Genomic DNA, 15308 nt, shown 5'->3' with positions numbered 1-15308 from the left:
ATGGGTTTCAAATGCGGCATTGTGGGCCTGCCCAACGTAGGTAAATCCACACTTTTCAACGCCCTTACTCGCACAGCAGCGGCACAAGCGGCCAACTTCCCTTTCTGCACCATTGAACCCAATGTGGGCGAAGTTAGCGTGCCAGACGAACGCTTGGACAAAATCGCCGCCATCGGCAAATCTGCAGAAATCATCCCAACGCGTCTGAGCTTTGTGGACATTGCAGGCCTGGTAAAAGGTGCAGCGCAGGGCGAAGGTTTGGGCAACCAGTTTTTGGCCAATATCCGCGAAGTCGACGCCATCGCCTATGTGCTGCGGTGCTTTGAAAATGACGATATTGTGCACGTTTCCGGCAGGATCGATCCGCTGACTGATGCGGAAGTGGTGGAAACCGAATTGATGCTTGCCGACATGGAAAGCCTTGAAAAGCGCATTCCAAACTTGGAGAAAAAACTGCGCGGCCAAGATAAGGACGCCAAAGCAACGATTGAGCTGATCAATCGTGCGCTCGACGTTTTGCGCGACGGCAAACCTGCGCGCCACGTAGAAATCAGCGACGATGAGAAAAAAGCGTTTAAAGAGCTGAACCTGCTCACCTCGAAGCCCGCGCTTTATATCTGCAATGTGGATGAAGATTCAGCGGCTGAAGGCAATGAACTCACCAAAAAGGTTGAGGAATATGCCAAAGCACAAAATGCGCGCATGGTCATCATTTCTGCCGAGATCGAATCTCAGCTCAGCCAGTTGGATGATGAGGAACAGGCAGAGTTTTTGGAAAGCCTGGGACTGGAAGAACCGGGGCTAAACCGCATTATTCGCGAAGGATACAAGCTGCTGAACCTTCAAACCTACTTCACTGTAGGCCCGAAGGAAGCCCGCGCGTGGACCATCACCGAAGGCACCAAGGCCCCACAAGCGGCCGGTGTGATCCACACCGACTTTGAACGTGGCTTTATTCGCGCTCAAACCATCGCCTATGAAGACTTTATTGCCCTCGGCGGTGAAGCCGCGGCCAAAGAGGCAGGCAAAGCCCGCGACGAAGGCAAAGAATATGTGGTGAAGGACGGCGATATCATGCTGTTCAAATTCAACACCTAGGGCAGTTTCACAGCGTGCGACGATTTGCGCCCCGGGTGATCTTTTCACTCGGGGTATTTTGATATTTTCGGGTTGCCGTTATCGTAAATTGATGTACCATCGCGTCAACTTAACCAAACACACAAATGTGACTTTGATGAAGCTAAAAGATCGCCTGCATTTCGAAGACCTTGAAGAAGGCACTATAATCCAGCTTGGGCAGCATACCATCACCAAAGATGAAATCATCAACTTTGCCAAAGAATTTGACCCGCTGCCTTTTCATTTGGACGAGGAAGTCGCGAAAAAGTCGCTGCTGGGCGGCCTCGCCTCATCTGGCTGGCAAACGGCGGGCTTAACTTTGCGGATGCTGGTCGACGAGTTCTTAGGCAAAATTGCTTCCATGGGCGGCCTTGGTTTTGAAAATCTCAAATGGAAAAAGCCACTCATGATGGGTGATACACTAACCGGAAAAGTCACCATCGCTTCGCTACGTCGCTCCCAATCACACCCTGAAAAAGCTGTGATGGTGCTTGATTTCGATATGCGCAACCAAAAGAACCAGCAAGTGATGACCATGAGCCTGGCCAATCTTGTTGCCGTGCGGCACCCGGAAGAAACCATAGAGGGAGAAAACGCATGACCCTTTGGTTTGAAGATATCGTTCCCGGCACACGCTGGGAACTGGGCAGCCATACCTTTAGCGAAGAAGAGATCATCAAATTCGCCAAGATCTATGATCCGCAATATTTCCACACTGATCCGGAAGCGGCGAAGGACGGCCCATTCGGCGGGCTGGTTGCTTCTGGTTGGCACACGGTTTCTATCGGCCATAAAATCATGGTCGACTATCTCTATACCCACGACGATATGATGCGGGCCAATGGGGAAGAACCAGGCGTTTCTGGTCCCTCGCCCGGCGTCAACAAAATGCAGTTTAAAGCGCCAGTACGCCCCGGCGACGAAATCCGCTTTAAAATCACTGTGCAAACCAAACGCAAATCCAATTCATTGCCGGGATGGGGAGTTTTGCTCAACATCATCGAGGCATACAACCAGGAAAATGAACTGGTTTACCGCTCGGAAATCGCCAGCTTCTCGAAACTACGCAATTTCAAACCCGGCTTGCGCCTACGCCTTGGCATGGCGATGGCTGCGATGCCAATACTCGGCAAAATGATCCGCCGCAAATAACCGCCTCTTGACGGAAGGGCGAAGATTATGCATCTTCGCCCTATCCAACCATGAGGTGACGCCTAAAATGATCTGCTAAGATTTTCCGACGCGACCAATGTTTTTGCGCCTGAGTGCTTGCTTTAAAGCGCGATGCGAACATATGGACACGACGAAAATCTGAATGATCAATGGACGACTTTCCTCGAGTCCACGCGTCTTATTTTTCCAATTTACATTAGAAGGTTGCGCTCATTTCAGCGCACCGAACACCTATATTTTCACTCATGGAGAGCGACATGATTTTAATTCCGACAATTCATCAGCAATCAACAAATTTACCGACCCGCGCAGGCCAACAGCCGCGCGATCTGATGGAAGGAATAGTGCATGAAAGCGCCCTTTACACACGCCAACCCCAAAGGGGGCAAGGCACCGAAAAACGCCCTTAATTTCTCCAATAATCAACCGCCATTTGCAGGCAAAGGCCCAAAAGGACATCTGCCCAAACCGGCGGCCAAGAAGCTACCGAAAAGCTTGAATGATTTATTGAGGAAATAAGACCTGCCCTGCGCGGAACATTCGCGCAGGGTCCCATCAAGGCGAAGTAATGAGTTTCAGCCCAGCAGCGCCAAAAACAATGGCCATAAGCCCATCAATACCGCGCTTGGTGCGTTGATAGACCCGCACCGCATGTGGGGTGGAAAACAAATAGGCATAGCTGTAGTTGAGCGTCATTGAACAGGTGCCCGCCATCGCAAAAATGAGAAAACTGGTCCACCAAGGCGCATTGGGCCACATGCCCATGGTGATCACCGCGCCCCACGCAAACACCGCTTTAGGATTGGTCAAATGCAGGGCAATACCGCCAACGAACAAGCTTGAGAGGGATTGGCGGCGAGGCGCAGCCATTTCGCCCTCTATCGGCGTTCTAAAGCTCAAAAATGACTTATAGGCGAGATATAAGAGATAGAACCCACCCACAAGCTTGAGCACAAACAAAAGATGCGCGACCTGCTGCAATGCGGCCACCAAACCAGCGGCAGCAAGTACACCCCAAAAGAACGACCCCACAATGATGCCACTGGCACGCGCAAAACCTGCTTTGCGCCCCAGAGACGCGGATGTTTGGCAAACCGAAAGGGTTGCCGGACCGGGACTGCCGCTGGCCAGCACAAACACGCCAAGCGCCAACAAAAGTTGCGGCAGGTGGTCAATGATCTCTTGCAAGATCAGTCGCCTTCAAATTCAATCAAGAAATGCGTATTGATGTTTTGTGCGCGAATTTTCTCGGCCCCGCCCAGATCAGGCAAATCGATCACAAAGGCCGCATCTTCCAGCACGGCGCCCGACCTACGGATCAGCGAGATCGCGGCGATGGCCGTGCCACCGGTGGCCACCAGATCATCTACCAGCAACACCTTGTCGCCTTCCTTCACCGCGCCAGCATGCATTTCAATGGTGTCCACACCATATTCCAATGCATAATTTTGACCGATGGTCTCACCCGGCAGTTTGCCAGCCTTGCGGATCGGCACGAAGCCTACACCCAGTTCAATAGCCAAGCCAGCACCAAAGATAAAACCACGCGCCTCAATGCCCGCAACATGGGTGATGCCCTTTTCGCGGAAAGGAGCAGCGAGCTGTTTGATGCTCTCGCGGAAACCTTCCGGGTGCTCAATCAAAGAGGTGATATCGCGAAACTGCACCCCAGCTTTTGGGTAATCTGGAATGGTGCGGATAAGGGTTTTCAGGTCCATAATGCTAGCGCCTTTTTCGGTTTAGCTCATTCAATTTCAAACTGACCGATAGCTTTTCTAACAGGCTGTCTGGCGCAATACCACCTTGAAACCAATTTTTTGAACAAACAATAAAAAGCCCGACCAAAAGGCCGGGCTCTTAAATTCAATATGCAAGGTTGGACCTAGTGATCCACTTTGCTCCAAAGCTTACGCTTCACCATGTACATCATGCCAGCGAACAGGAACAAGAACATGATAACGTTAAAGCCGAGAGCTTTACGTGAAGTCATGTCTGGCTCTGCCAGCCACATCATGAAGGCTGCAACGTCTTTGGCGTATTGATCAACTGTTTCAGGTGCTGCACCTTCATAGTCAACCATTTCGTCATAGATCGGCTGCGCCATGGCCAAAGTACCGCCAGTACCATGGAAATGATCGTTCCAATAAGTGCCTGGACCAACTTCTACGCCTTCTGGCGCCTCATTGTAGCCAACCAAAAGATTGTAGATATAGTCAGCACCGCCCTCTTGGTAGGCAGTGAAATAGTTGCCAATCCAGTTCGGGAACTTTTGCGGTACGTTACGTGCTTTCGCCAACACTGAGAAATCAGGAGGCATCACGCCGCCATTGGCATCTTTCGCATCTTGCACAGTTTCAAATGGGCTTGGCCATTTGTCAGCAGGCACACCGGAACGTTCGCCATCAATATGCTCAGGATCCTGAATAGTGTAGCTGGCAGCAAGTGCTTTAACTTGCTCCTCAGAATATTCAGTACCACCTTCTTTGCTCAACATACGGAAGCTGAAAAGCTCCGCGCCGTGACAAGATGAACATACTTCTTGGAACACTTGGAAACCGCGCTGCAATTGCGCTTTATCGTAAGTGCCGAATACACCGCCAAAAGTCCAATCAATCAGCTTGGCTTCAGGGCCGTGATGTTCGCCCCCACCAGCGGCATAAGCGCCGCCAGCGACCAAACCAGAAGCAGCGATCAGAGCTGCACCGATGAGTGAATTCAGTTTTTTCATCATCTCAACTCCTATTCTGCAGCTTCTGTTTTGTGTTTTGCCAACACGCTTTCAGAAATGCTTGCAGGCAATGGCAATGTGGTTTCAACCCGAGGCAAGAAAGGCAGAATGATCAAGAAGTAAGCGAAATAATAGAATGTCGCTGTTTTAGACAAGATCACATATACGCCTTCAGCTGGTTGCGCACCGAGGTAAGTCAACCCAATGAAGTTCACAATCCAGATCCAGTAGAACCATTTAAACATCGGACGGAAGGCACCTGAGCGCACTTTCGAACGGTCCAACCAAGGCACCACGAACCAAATTGCAATCGAACCAAACATCGCGATAACGCCGCCAAGTTTACTGTCGATCGGACCGATGTTGAAGTCGATCGCACGCAAGATCGCGTAGAATGGCAAGAAGTACCATTCAGGCACAATGTGCGGTGGCGTGACTTGCGGATCAGCCGGGATGTAGTTGTCTGGGTGGCCCAAAATGTCTGGTGCGAAGAAAACGAACCATGCAAATGGGATCATGAACACTACGATCGCGAACAGATCTTTCATGGTCAAATAAGGGTGGAACGGCACGGTATCCGCTTTTGTTTTCACTTCCACGCCAGTCGGGTTGTTGTTGCCCGGCACGTGCAATGCCCAGATGTGCAGGCCAACAACACCAGCAATCATAAATGGCAGCAAATAGTGGAGTGAGAAGAAGCGGTTCAATGTCGCGTTATCTACCGCAAAGGCGCCGCGCAAGAACACCATCAAGCTCTCGCCAACCAAAGGAATGGCTGAGAAGAAGTTGGTGATCACAGTCGCTGCCCAGAAGCTCATTTGGCCCCAAGGTAGAACGTAACCCATGAAGGCTGTTGCCATCATCAACAAGAAGATCACAACGCCCAAAATCCATAGCACTTCGCGTGGGGCTTTATATGAACCATAATAAAGGCCACGGAAAATGTGGATATAAACAGCGAGGAAGAAGAAGGATGCGCCATTGGCGTGTGCCGCCTGAATGAGACGTCCCCAGTTCACATCGCGACGGATATGCTCAACAGAGTTGAAAGCAAGATCAGCATGCGGTGTGTAGTGCATCGCAAGGATCACGCCTGTCAAAATCTGAATGACCAAGAAGATGGCCAAGATGCCACCAAAGGTCCAGAAATAGTTCAGATTCTTTGGTGATGGAAAATCAACAAATGAATCATAGCCCAAACGGATGATGGGCAAACGCTCATCCATCCATTTTTCAAAACCGGTTTTCGGTTCATATGTGCTTTTATGTGACATAAATGCCCCCCTTAACCGATCTGAACGACTGTGTCGGACAAGAATTCATATTCTGGCACGACAAGGTTCTTCGGTGCTGGACCCTTACGAATACGGCCTGCCGTATCATAGTGCGAACCGTGGCATGGGCAGAACCAGCCATCATATTCGCCAGATTCGCCTACCGGCACACACCCAAGGTGCGTACAGTTCGCGATCATGATCAGCCATTCTTCATGGCCTTCTTTCACGCGCTGCGCATCTGTTTCAGGATCCTTCAATGCGTCCAAAGGAACGGCGCGCGCTTCTTCGATCTCAGTTTCAGTCCGGTGACGAACAAATACCGGGAAACCCCGCCATTTGATTGTAACCGACTGCCCAACCTCAACAGAGGACAGGTCAAACTCGATCGACGCCAACGCCAAAACGGAAGCATCTGGATTCATTTGGTCAATGAGGGGCCATGCCACTGCGGCCGCGCCTACAGCGCCCACGGCACCCGTTGCAACATAGAGAAAATCTCTTCTGTTTGGTTCTTTTTCGCTTTGTGTAGCCAAGGTCTTTGATCCCTACCTAAGATCGTTGGTCCGCCCTAAAAATTCCAATATCCGCCATTAAAGCACAACAAATACCAGAATCGCCCCCACTTGAACCCCAAGTGAAGCGGAAATCGAGTTCTTTTTGCACTCATTGCGCCGCTTGTCCAGCCTTTGAGCATATTCATTGGGGAAAGTGCGACACTATACCGTAAAAAATGCACATTTTCCGTCAGTTGGGCTATGGATAGCTTAGATGCAAAGCACAAAGGTAGCCAAATGAGTTTGAATTATCCCATCGTCGCGATGGCGCATTACAATCAATGGCAAAACAACAATCTGATCGACGCCGCTGATAGCGTCAGTGAAGAAGATCGACAGCGCGATCTTGGCGCATTTTTCGCCTCGATCGAAAAAACCTTCAACCACATTCTATGGGGCGACAAAATTTGGCTTTCGCGGTTCGGTGATTTTTCGCCACCAAGAACCACCACCTTGACCGACAGTCTTTCAGAAGGCGGCACGTGGCAGGAGTTTAAAGCCGAGCGCCGCGCGCTTGATCAAAAAACGATTGAATGGGCAACTGAGTTTGATATAGCCAAACTGCCCAACGAAATTACTTGGTTTTCGAAGGCCATCAATCAGGAAATTTCTCGCCCAACGGCGATTTTGGTGCCGCATTTGTTTAATCACCAAACCCACCATCGCGGCCAGATTCACGCGATGCTCACTCGGCTGGGGCAAAAACCTTCCGACACCGACATTCCATTCATGCCAAATGTTGAAAATCTACTATGACAATTTCACTTGCTCTTTATCAGCCAGATATTCCCCAAAATGCCGGTACATTGATGCGCTTGGGCGCGTGCTTGAACATTGAAGTGCACCTTATCCACCCCACCGGTTTTCTGTTTTCACAAAAAGCATTTCGCCGCGCCGGGATGGATTATCTCGATCGGGTCGATCTAAAAGAGCATAACAGTTTTGAGGCATTCAACGCGTGGCGGCAGGTGCAAGAAAAACGCCTTGTGCTTTTGACCACGAAATCATCGGAGCGTCACGCTGATGCCAAATTCACATCCGATGATATTTTGATGGTGGGGCGCGAAAGCGCTGGCGTGCCAGATCAGGTGGCCGATGCCAGCGACCTCAATGTGCGCATCCCCATGCGGCAAGATACCCGCTCGCTTAATGTTGCTATTGCGGGGGCAATCGTATTAAGCGAGGCAGCAAGACAAACAAACCTATGGGCGGATCTAGTATGACCAGCATTGATCTTGATGAAAAAAAAGAAAAAGCAAGCGCCTGGTTTAAGAAGCTGCGCGATGAAATTTGCTTTGAATTTGAAAATCTAGAAGACGAGCTGGCCGCGCCTTTGCGCAAAGCCCCAGCCGGGCGCTTTGAGCGCAAAAAGTGGGAACGGATCGACCAAACCACCAACCAGCCCGGTGGTGGCGGCGAAATGTCGATGATGCATGGCCGCGTGTTTGAAAAAGTCGGCGTACACATTTCCACCGTGCATGGCGAGTTTAGCGAAGATTTCGCCAAAGGCATGCCCGGCACCGAGAATAGTCGAAAATTTTGGGCCAGCGGCATTTCGCTGATCGCACATTTGCAAAACCCCCACGTACCCGCTGTGCACATGAACACCCGCATGGTGGCCACTGAAGAATGGTGGTTTGGCGGCGGCGCAGATTTGACGCCGGTCTTATTGGATCGTCGAAATCAGGAAGACCCGGATTCAAAAGAGTTCCACGCTGCCATGAAAGCGGCATGCGACGCCCACGCCTGTGCGGACTATGACAAATATAAGCAATGGTGCGACGATTATTTCTTCCTGCCCCACCGCAATGAACCACGCGGCATTGGCGGCATTTTCTATGATCGCCATAATTCTGGCAGTTGGGATGATGATTTTGCGTTCACCCAAGATGTGGGCAAGGCATTCAAAAAGATCTATCCCGAACTGGTGCGCCGCAATTTTAACATGCCGTGGACCGATGAAGAGCGGGAAGAACAATTGGTGCGCCGTGGCCGCTATGTTGAGTTCAATCTGCTCTATGACCGCGGCACCACCTTCGGCCTAAAAACAGGCGGCAACGTGGAATCCATCCTTTCTTCCATGCCCCCAGCGGTGAAGTGGCCATAAATTTTTAAAAGTTTTTTTCCTCCGCTGTCGAAATAGCGAACGCTCAGTCGACATGATAATATAAGCGCAATCAAGCGCGTGATGAGGAAGGAAAAATTATGCAGTTTATGGCACTTATTTACTCAGCAGATGGGGCAGAACAAAACTATCCCGGCGGGCCAGAAAAAATGATGGCGGACTATTATGCCTATACTGAGGAAGTGAAAAAAGCTGGCGTGATGGTGGCCGGCGATGCGCTGCAACCCACCAGCACCGCGACTTCTATTCGCGAGCGTGACGGCAAAGCCAGCCTGACCGATGGTCCCTTTGCCGAAACCAAGGAGCAACTGGGCGGCTATTATCTACTCGAGTGCAAGGATTTGGACGAAGCCATCAAATGGGCAGGCAAAATCCCCACCGCAAAATATGGCACCATTGAAGTGCGCCCAGTGATGATCTGGGACCAGTGACCCCAATAGAAGTTGAACTGACCCGGATTGTGCGCGCCAATTCGGGTCGGATCTTGTCGGCGCTGATCAAAGTCACGCAGGATTTTACGCTGGCGCAAGACGCCTTGCAAGATGCGATTGTGCAAGCCATTGCCCAATGGCCAGAAAGCGGCCCGCCTCAAAATGGCGGCGCCTGGCTTTATACCAGCGCCCGACGGCGCGCGATCGACCGCATCCGCAAAGAGCAGCGCCACCATGCTGACACAACCCAACAGATTTTGACCGATTTGCACGACGATCAACCCGACATTGCTGAATGGGAACAAGACATTCCTGATGAGCGCTTGCGGCTTATCTTCACCTGTTGCCACCCGGCGCTCAATATGGATGCGCAAGTGGCGCTGACCCTGCGCACCCTTGGCGGGCTAAGCGTACGCGAGATTGCCCGCGCCTTTCTGGCGAGTGAAACCACCATCGGGCAGCGCATCACCCGCGCTAAGCAAAAGATAAAATCCGCCAATATTCCTTATGAAGTCCCTGAGCAAGCAGACATTCAAGCGCGGCGCACCGGTGTGCTCACCACCCTCTATTTGATTTTTAATGAAAGCTACACTGCTTATGAAGGGCAAAGCCTGACCCGCGAAGATTTAGCAAATGAAGCTATTCGGCTTTGCGCCATTTTAAACAATCTCGATCCCAATCCAGAAACCGCAGGGCTGCTCTGCCTGATGCGCCTTACCCATGCACGCCGTGCTGCTAGATTGGATAGGGACGGTCAATTTGTGCCACTTGAAAAGCAAGATCGCACCCTTTGGGACCACGATGAAATTAAACAGGCGCACGCACAGCTATTGGAGGTGTTTGCCAAGGGCCAGTTTGGTCCTTTTCAACTGCAAGCGGCGATCAGCGCCTTGCATTGCTTGGCAATCAGTTGGGCCGAGACCGACTGGCAGCAAATATATGCGCTTTATGGAGCGCTTGCCGCCTATGATCCATCCCCAGTTGTGCACCTCAATCAATCCGTCGCCCTCGCCAATATGGGTGGGCTGAATAAAGCATTGGAGCAGCTCAATAGCTTGGAAGCGGATTTGGCCAATTATCAACCGTTTTACGCGGCACGAGCCGAAATTTTATCCCGCTGCGGCAAAGAAAAAGACGCACAGCTCGACTATGACCGCGCAATCAAATTAAGCCAAAACCAAGTTGAAAAGAGGTTTTTATTTCAAAAGAAAAACGCCCTCGCCGCTTCACTTAAAAATAACAATTAGAAACCGGCCTTTAATGAGCTGCTAATGGATAGAAGCGGATAATTGGGAAAGCCCTAAGGTTCGCGCATATCGCTGTATAAACACAGTCAGATGTGGCCCGGTGCGTGTTCTTAAATCTATTTAGACGAACTGCTGCGCAAACTGGTCGTTAACACTTCATTCACCATAATATAGGGGCAGATATTCGATTTGGACATGTCCCATGAAAGCTCAACTCTATGGCACGCGGGTGCCGCTCTATAAAGCCAACCAGATGTGGCGACAGGCACGCGCAAAACATATCCAGCGCGATTTAGAGGCAAATCAGCTGCTGACCAGCCAGATTTTCAACAATATGTTCAACTTCACCTACGGGCAAAATTCGATGATCATCAAACAGGCCGCGCAGCGCACGCTGAAGTCTGTTTAGATCAACCCATCAGACTTGGCTTTTGCCAACAAGGCTGCTTGATCAGGCTGAAAATCTTCATCCACCCAAAACTGCTCCAACACGTTCAAAATCTTGCCCATCTCAGCACCGGGCTCCACCCCCTGCGCAATAAGGTCTTTGCCGCCTAGGGGAAAGACAGGCGATGTCCAAGCCTGTGCCCGCTCCATATGCTGATGCAGCGCACCAATTTTGGCCATCAGTTCCATATTTTGATCCTGCTTCAGCTTTTGCCGCAATCCAGCCAAGTCCAAGCAAATCCGATCCAAAATGGCCGTTTGATCGCCCCAATAGAGCGATTTATCAACGTCCTTCGCACTTGTCTCCGGCGCAATAGGTGGCTGCATAGCCCACTTTTGCAATCGCGCTGCTTCGTCATTGGAAAGCTTTAAACGTTCCGCGAGCTGCTTCACCTTATCTGCTTGCGGTGGAATGATAGAAATGAGCCGAAACAGCGGATCAATCTTCCACTCCAACTCCTGTTCTGCCGCGACGATGCCGTGAATAGCATCCATGCCCCACTTCTCGCCTTCAGGCAGCACAAGCGCCAAAATGCCAGTGGTGCGCATCCACAAAAGCGCTCGCGATGGATCGGGCGCGGCAAGAATTTTCTTAAACTCCGCCCAAACCCGTTCCGCCGAAAGGCGCTTCACGCCATCTTTCAGCTTCGCAGCGGATTTCAGCCCACCAGCTTCTGGCCGACCTGATCCGTAATAAGCGAAGAAGCGGAAAAACCGCAAAATGCGCAAATAATCCTCTTCAATCCGCGCGGCGGCGTCGCCAATAAAATGCACATTGCGATCCAGACAATCCTGCACTCCGTGCAACGGATCATAAAGCGAGCCATCAGCCAGCACATAAAGCGCGTTCATGGTAAAATCGCGCCGCTTCGCATCCTCTTCCCAATCTGTGCCAAAAGCCACTTTCGCATGGCGACCATTGGTGGCCACATCCTGCCGCAATGTGGTGACCTCGATGGTTTCATCGTCGAAGACCAAGGTGATTGTGCCATGCTCAATGCCCGTAGGAATGGCTTTAATGCCAGCCTTGGCCGCACGGTCCAAAACTTCGTCAGGCGTGAAAATGCTGGCCATATCCACGTCACTTGCCGGATCACCCAGAATGGTGTTGCGCACAATGCCGCCCACGGCGCGTACATGACCTCGATCGCCGTCGAGCAATTCAAATGCCGCGCGTACAGCTGGACGCTTGAGCCAGCTTGCTTGCCTCACGCGCTCAAGTGCCTCATTTAATTCAGTCATTCATCTTCCTTTGAGGTCAACACGAGATCGCGGAACATGCGTGTCATCGACGCGGTGATGCCCCAAATGGCACGATCCTGATAGTCGATACGCCATGTTTCCCGCTGCGCTTCATCCCCACGAACAAAGCGGATCTTCGAATAATGATTGGCCGGAATTAGATGCGGCAACGGCACTTCAAAAAAGCTGGCCACTTCATCTGGATTGGCCACAAAAGGCTTGCGCGGCTTGATGGTGGCAACCACTGGTGTGATCAGATAGTTGGTGCCAGACAAATAGTTGGGCAAGAACCCCAACACATCAACATCGTCCTGATTGAGATCGACCTCTTCCTCAGCCTCGCGCAGCGCGGTCATCACGGGGTCCCTATCCCCCTCTTCCACGCGACCACCGGGAAACGCAATTTGGCCCGCATGGGCCCGCAAATGGGAAGAGCGCTCGATGTAAAGCACATGACTCAACGGCCCACGCTCCACCAACCCAATCAAAACCGCTGAGGGTTTTGGATCGCGCTTGGCATGAAGCGGCGGCACACCATCAACCTTGTGGCAGCCAATATCTTTGCTGCCATCTGGCTGATCCAACAGCCGATGCTTGATCTGCGCCAACAATGTTTCGTCTTGCATAAAGACTATTCCGAAATCGAATTCCTACTTGTCACCGCTCCAAAATGAGATTGGACCAGTGAGTCCTTTCTTCACTTTAGCACTTTTGACAACCGCCAACACCCGCATTGGGTCCACTGGCGCAGGAAAATCGATTTTTTGCGGCGAGATGGGTTCAAAACCCAAAGGCTCATAATAAGCCCGATCACCCACCAGCAGCACAAATTTGCATCCGGGCTGCTCAAGCGCCTTTTGAGTCACATGCAATGTGAGCAAACGCCCCGCCCCCATGCGCCGCCGATGCGGATCAGTGACCAAAGGGCCAAGCAAATAGCCATTCATGCCAGACAGATTGATGGGCGACATTTTTACATTTGCAACAGAAACACCTTCATGCTCCGCCACAAAGCTCAAATTCTCATCCACACCAAACCGCTCGCGAATGCGAAACGCCGCGCGCGCAAACCGTCCTGGGCCAAAACAAATTTGATGCAAATGCTCGACCCAATCTGCATCGGCCACGGTTTCGTGACGAATATCCAACTGATGCATATTTTGAGCAAGCTGAGGGGAAAGCTGAGACGCAGATAGAGTGTGGGTCATGATTTTTGATCTTTTCGAAAATTAAGGCAGCACAAAGGGTAACGGGGCTTTACAGCACTCGTCGCTCTCGTCGCAGCAATAGAAAAGTCAAAATCTGTTTCATAATTCTCATAAACACCGAATTGACTATATTGTCGAGACATATTTTACAAAAAATGCATCAAACTAATCATTATGAAGCATATATATGTGCATTTTGCGCAAATATTGCACATTTTGTAAGCTCGCCAAATTGTTCCAAAACTGATTGTTCACCAAAAAAGGGTTTGTTGCGGAAGCTTTATACCTATTTTACCACTCAGACGAACAAACAATAGGGGTTTTAAATGGGTCTCTTGATCGATGGCGAATGGTCTACCCAATGGTATGACACCAAAAGCAATGGCGGCAAATTTAAGCGTAGCGCGGCGGCGTTCCGCAATTGGGTAACCAAGGATGGCAGCGCCGGGCCAAGCGGCGAAGGCGGCTTCGAAGCGGAGAGCGGCCGCTACCATCTATATGTGTCTCTCGCCTGCCCGTGGGCGCACCGCACCCTGATTTTCCGTAAGCTGAAAGACCTAACTGATCATATCGATGTAACAGTTGTGGATGCCAAGATGCCAGATGAACATGGCTGGACCATCCCTGAAGGTGCTGACCCGGTGAACAATGCCGAAACCATGTGGCAGGTCTATGTGGCGGCCAAAAGCGATTATACAGGCCGCGTGACCGTGCCTGTGCTTTGGGACAAAAAGCGCAAAACCATTGTGTCAAATGAAAGCGCGGAAATCATCCGCATGTTCAACAGCGCGTTTAATGACATCACCGGCAACAATGACGATTATTACCCTGAAGCGCTGCACAGCGAAATTGATGAAGTAAACGAGCGCGTTTATCACACCGTGAATAACGGCGTTTACAAATCAGGCTTCGCCACCACCCAAGAAGCCTATGATGAAGCGGTGACCGAATTGTTTGATAGCCTTGAATGGCTGGAAGACAAATTGGGCAAGCAGAAATATTTGGCAGGTGACCAAATCACCGAAGCCGATTGGCGGCTATTTACGACCTTGGTTCGGTTTGATCCGGTTTATCACGGCCACTTTAAGTGTAACATCAAGCGGATCGCGGATTACCCGAACATCACGCGCTTGGTGCATGAGTTGATTGAGGTTCCAGAGGTGAAAGACACCATCAATATGGACCACATCAAAACCCATTATTATTGGAGCCACACCAGCATCAATCCACATCGGATCGTGCCAAAAGGGCCTGAAATCAACTTCTAGCCTACCACTTGTCTGATGGCGTCGTGGCGGTGAAAAACTCCCCAACCCGCCGCCGCGCGCCATCATTCATTTCCTGTGGCAATTCCTGATGATGAAACCAGCCCAACTCCACAATCTCTGCATTGGGGGTAAAGGCATGAACTTCATCAAATTCAGTGGCGACAAAAAAACAAACATGGTCGCGAATGGTGAGGCCACCATTGTCATTGTGAAAAACACCCTGCAATTTGGGGGCACCTTTGACTTGAAAGCCTGTCTCTTCGAAACATTCGCGCATGGCAGCTTCTAACGCAGTTTCCCCCGGCTCAACACCGCCACCCGGAAATTGCCAGCCCCGCACATAGGATTGACGCACTAGCAAAACCTTGTCGCCATCGACCAACATGATGCGCGCGCCAAAGGTCATCCGGCGCCACATGCCGATCAATGCGAGATAAATGCGCATTCGCCAACGGGGCAGTAATTTTTGTTGCATTCAAGCCTCCTTCA

The 15308-nt window shown here is 50.9% G+C and carries 19 protein-coding genes; 10 read left to right on the top strand and 9 right to left on the bottom strand.

The annotated features are described in order from the left end of the window. From ychF to ACP15Y_RS08905, 3 genes are all read left to right on the top strand, one after another. Window positions 1-1098, top strand: coding sequence for a redox-regulated ATPase YchF (gene ychF / locus ACP15Y_RS08915; protein ID WP_424982711.1), 1098 nt, complete (start codon window positions 1-3; stop codon window positions 1096-1098). Window positions 1099-1234: 136 nt separating this feature from the next. Beyond that, window positions 1235-1720, top strand: a complete 486-nt coding sequence (locus ACP15Y_RS08910) for a MaoC family dehydratase (protein ID WP_424982710.1) — start codon at window positions 1235-1237, stop codon at window positions 1718-1720. Next, complete coding sequence (locus ACP15Y_RS08905) at window positions 1717-2271, top strand: MaoC family dehydratase (protein WP_424982709.1); 555 nt, start codon at window positions 1717-1719, stop codon at window positions 2269-2271. The genes ACP15Y_RS08910 and ACP15Y_RS08905 overlap by 4 nt, the downstream gene beginning before the upstream one ends. Window positions 2272-2847: 576 nt before the next feature. On the opposite strand, the gene ACP15Y_RS08900 is transcribed toward ACP15Y_RS08905, so the two are convergent. The 5 genes from ACP15Y_RS08900 to petA all read right to left on the bottom strand — a co-directional run bounded on the left by ACP15Y_RS08900 (window position 2848) and on the right by petA (window position 6830). Then, entirely contained in the window at window positions 2848-3480 is a 633-nt protein-coding gene (locus tag ACP15Y_RS08900) for a LysE family translocator (protein WP_424982708.1), read from the bottom strand. A 2-nt stretch (window positions 3481-3482) separates the two neighbouring features. Further along, a complete protein-coding gene (locus ACP15Y_RS08895) occupies window positions 3483-4010 on the bottom strand; it encodes an adenine phosphoribosyltransferase (protein ID WP_424982707.1) in 528 nt (175 codons plus the stop codon). A 164-nt stretch (window positions 4011-4174) separates the two neighbouring features. Beyond that, window positions 4175-5023: a cytochrome c1 gene (locus ACP15Y_RS08890; protein ID WP_424982706.1), complete on the bottom strand. Its 849-nt coding sequence runs from the start codon at window positions 5021-5023 to the stop codon at window positions 4175-4177. Between the two features lie 8 nt (window positions 5024-5031). Next, a complete protein-coding gene (locus ACP15Y_RS08885; RefSeq protein ID WP_424982705.1) occupies window positions 5032-6294 on the bottom strand; it encodes a cytochrome b in 1263 nt (420 codons plus the stop codon). A gap of 11 nt (window positions 6295-6305) precedes the next feature. After that, window positions 6306-6830, bottom strand: coding sequence for a ubiquinol-cytochrome c reductase iron-sulfur subunit (petA, locus tag ACP15Y_RS08880; protein ID WP_424982704.1), 525 nt, complete (start codon window positions 6828-6830; stop codon window positions 6306-6308). Between the two features lie 258 nt (window positions 6831-7088). Here petA and ACP15Y_RS08875 point away from each other — a divergent pair, with 258 nt between their 5' ends. The 6 genes from ACP15Y_RS08875 to ACP15Y_RS08850 all read left to right on the top strand — a co-directional run bounded on the left by ACP15Y_RS08875 (window position 7089) and on the right by ACP15Y_RS08850 (window position 11063). Then, window positions 7089-7607 (top strand): DinB family protein, encoded by a 519-nt coding sequence (locus ACP15Y_RS08875; RefSeq protein WP_424982703.1) that lies wholly within the window; start codon window positions 7089-7091, stop codon window positions 7605-7607. Then, window positions 7604-8074, top strand: a complete 471-nt coding sequence (locus ACP15Y_RS08870; RefSeq protein ID WP_424982702.1) for a tRNA (cytidine(34)-2'-O)-methyltransferase — start codon at window positions 7604-7606, stop codon at window positions 8072-8074. Before ACP15Y_RS08875 ends, ACP15Y_RS08870 begins: the two co-directional genes overlap by 4 nt. Then, window positions 8071-8958: an oxygen-dependent coproporphyrinogen oxidase gene (gene hemF, locus ACP15Y_RS08865; protein WP_424982701.1), complete on the top strand. Its 888-nt coding sequence runs from the start codon at window positions 8071-8073 to the stop codon at window positions 8956-8958. Before ACP15Y_RS08870 ends, hemF begins: the two co-directional genes overlap by 4 nt. Window positions 8959-9056: 98 nt before the next feature. Then, window positions 9057-9407 (top strand): YciI family protein, encoded by a 351-nt coding sequence (locus ACP15Y_RS08860; protein WP_027835103.1) that lies wholly within the window; start codon window positions 9057-9059, stop codon window positions 9405-9407. Further along, entirely contained in the window at window positions 9404-10654 is a 1251-nt protein-coding gene (locus tag ACP15Y_RS08855) for an RNA polymerase sigma factor (RefSeq protein ID WP_424982700.1), read from the top strand. The genes ACP15Y_RS08860 and ACP15Y_RS08855 overlap by 4 nt, the downstream gene beginning before the upstream one ends. Before the next feature lie 202 nt (window positions 10655-10856). Then, entirely contained in the window at window positions 10857-11063 is a 207-nt protein-coding gene (locus tag ACP15Y_RS08850; protein WP_424982699.1) for a hypothetical protein, read from the top strand. Here the strand turns inward: ACP15Y_RS08850 and ACP15Y_RS08845 are convergent. The 3 genes from ACP15Y_RS08845 to ACP15Y_RS08835 are packed head-to-tail and all read right to left on the bottom strand — an operon-like array spanning window position 11060 to window position 13551. Next, a complete protein-coding gene (locus tag ACP15Y_RS08845; RefSeq protein ID WP_424982698.1) occupies window positions 11060-12343 on the bottom strand; it encodes a CCA tRNA nucleotidyltransferase in 1284 nt (427 codons plus the stop codon). The two genes, ACP15Y_RS08850 and ACP15Y_RS08845, sit on opposite strands and share 4 nt — an antisense overlap. After that, complete coding sequence (locus tag ACP15Y_RS08840; RefSeq protein ID WP_424982697.1) at window positions 12340-12969, bottom strand: CoA pyrophosphatase; 630 nt, start codon at window positions 12967-12969, stop codon at window positions 12340-12342. Before ACP15Y_RS08840 ends, ACP15Y_RS08845 begins: the two co-directional genes overlap by 4 nt. 24 nt (window positions 12970-12993) lie before the next feature. After that, window positions 12994-13551, bottom strand: a complete 558-nt coding sequence (locus ACP15Y_RS08835) for a GNAT family N-acetyltransferase (protein ID WP_424982696.1) — start codon at window positions 13549-13551, stop codon at window positions 12994-12996. 326 nt (window positions 13552-13877) lie between these two features. Here ACP15Y_RS08835 and ACP15Y_RS08830 point away from each other — a divergent pair, with 326 nt between their 5' ends. Further along, window positions 13878-14819, top strand: a complete 942-nt coding sequence (locus ACP15Y_RS08830) for a glutathione S-transferase family protein (protein ID WP_424982695.1) — start codon at window positions 13878-13880, stop codon at window positions 14817-14819. A gap of 1 nt (window position 14820) precedes the next feature. Here ACP15Y_RS08830 and ACP15Y_RS08825 read toward each other — a convergent pair whose 3' ends face one another. Continuing rightward, window positions 14821-15294 (bottom strand): NUDIX domain-containing protein, encoded by a 474-nt coding sequence (locus ACP15Y_RS08825; RefSeq protein WP_424982694.1) that lies wholly within the window; start codon window positions 15292-15294, stop codon window positions 14821-14823. Window positions 15295-15308 lie beyond the last annotated feature (14 nt).

The sequence above is a fragment of the Maritalea sp. S77 genome (genome assembly GCF_049801075.1).
GTDB lineage: Bacteria > Pseudomonadota > Alphaproteobacteria > Rhizobiales > Devosiaceae > Maritalea.
The sequence above is the reverse complement of the archived record's forward strand: the minus strand, read 5'-3'. Positions and strand labels throughout refer to the sequence as shown.

Coding starts and splice junctions, on each gene's coding strand:
- ychF (WP_424982711.1), top strand. CDS start 1: ATGGGTTTCAAATGCGGCATTGTGGGCCTGCCCAACGTAGGTAAATCC.
- ACP15Y_RS08910 (WP_424982710.1), top strand. CDS start 1,235: ATGAAGCTAAAAGATCGCCTGCATTTCGAAGACCTTGAAGAAGGCACT.
- ACP15Y_RS08905 (WP_424982709.1), top strand. CDS start 1,717: ATGACCCTTTGGTTTGAAGATATCGTTCCCGGCACACGCTGGGAACTG.
- ACP15Y_RS08895 (WP_424982707.1), bottom strand. CDS start 4,010: ATGGACCTGAAAACCCTTATCCGCACCATTCCAGATTACCCAAAAGCT.
- ACP15Y_RS08890 (WP_424982706.1), bottom strand. CDS start 5,023: ATGATGAAAAAACTGAATTCACTCATCGGTGCAGCTCTGATCGCTGCT.
- ACP15Y_RS08885 (WP_424982705.1), bottom strand. CDS start 6,294: ATGTCACATAAAAGCACATATGAACCGAAAACCGGTTTTGAAAAATGG.
- ACP15Y_RS08875 (WP_424982703.1), top strand. CDS start 7,089: ATGAGTTTGAATTATCCCATCGTCGCGATGGCGCATTACAATCAATGG.
- ACP15Y_RS08870 (WP_424982702.1), top strand. CDS start 7,604: ATGACAATTTCACTTGCTCTTTATCAGCCAGATATTCCCCAAAATGCC.
- hemF (WP_424982701.1), top strand. CDS start 8,071: ATGACCAGCATTGATCTTGATGAAAAAAAAGAAAAAGCAAGCGCCTGG.
- ACP15Y_RS08860 (WP_027835103.1), top strand. CDS start 9,057: ATGCAGTTTATGGCACTTATTTACTCAGCAGATGGGGCAGAACAAAAC.
- ACP15Y_RS08850 (WP_424982699.1), top strand. CDS start 10,857: ATGAAAGCTCAACTCTATGGCACGCGGGTGCCGCTCTATAAAGCCAAC.
- ACP15Y_RS08845 (WP_424982698.1), bottom strand. CDS start 12,343: ATGACTGAATTAAATGAGGCACTTGAGCGCGTGAGGCAAGCAAGCTGG.
- ACP15Y_RS08840 (WP_424982697.1), bottom strand. CDS start 12,969: ATGCAAGACGAAACATTGTTGGCGCAGATCAAGCATCGGCTGTTGGAT.
- ACP15Y_RS08835 (WP_424982696.1), bottom strand. CDS start 13,551: ATGACCCACACTCTATCTGCGTCTCAGCTTTCCCCTCAGCTTGCTCAA.
- ACP15Y_RS08830 (WP_424982695.1), top strand. CDS start 13,878: ATGGGTCTCTTGATCGATGGCGAATGGTCTACCCAATGGTATGACACC.
- ACP15Y_RS08825 (WP_424982694.1), bottom strand. CDS start 15,294: ATGCAACAAAAATTACTGCCCCGTTGGCGAATGCGCATTTATCTCGCA.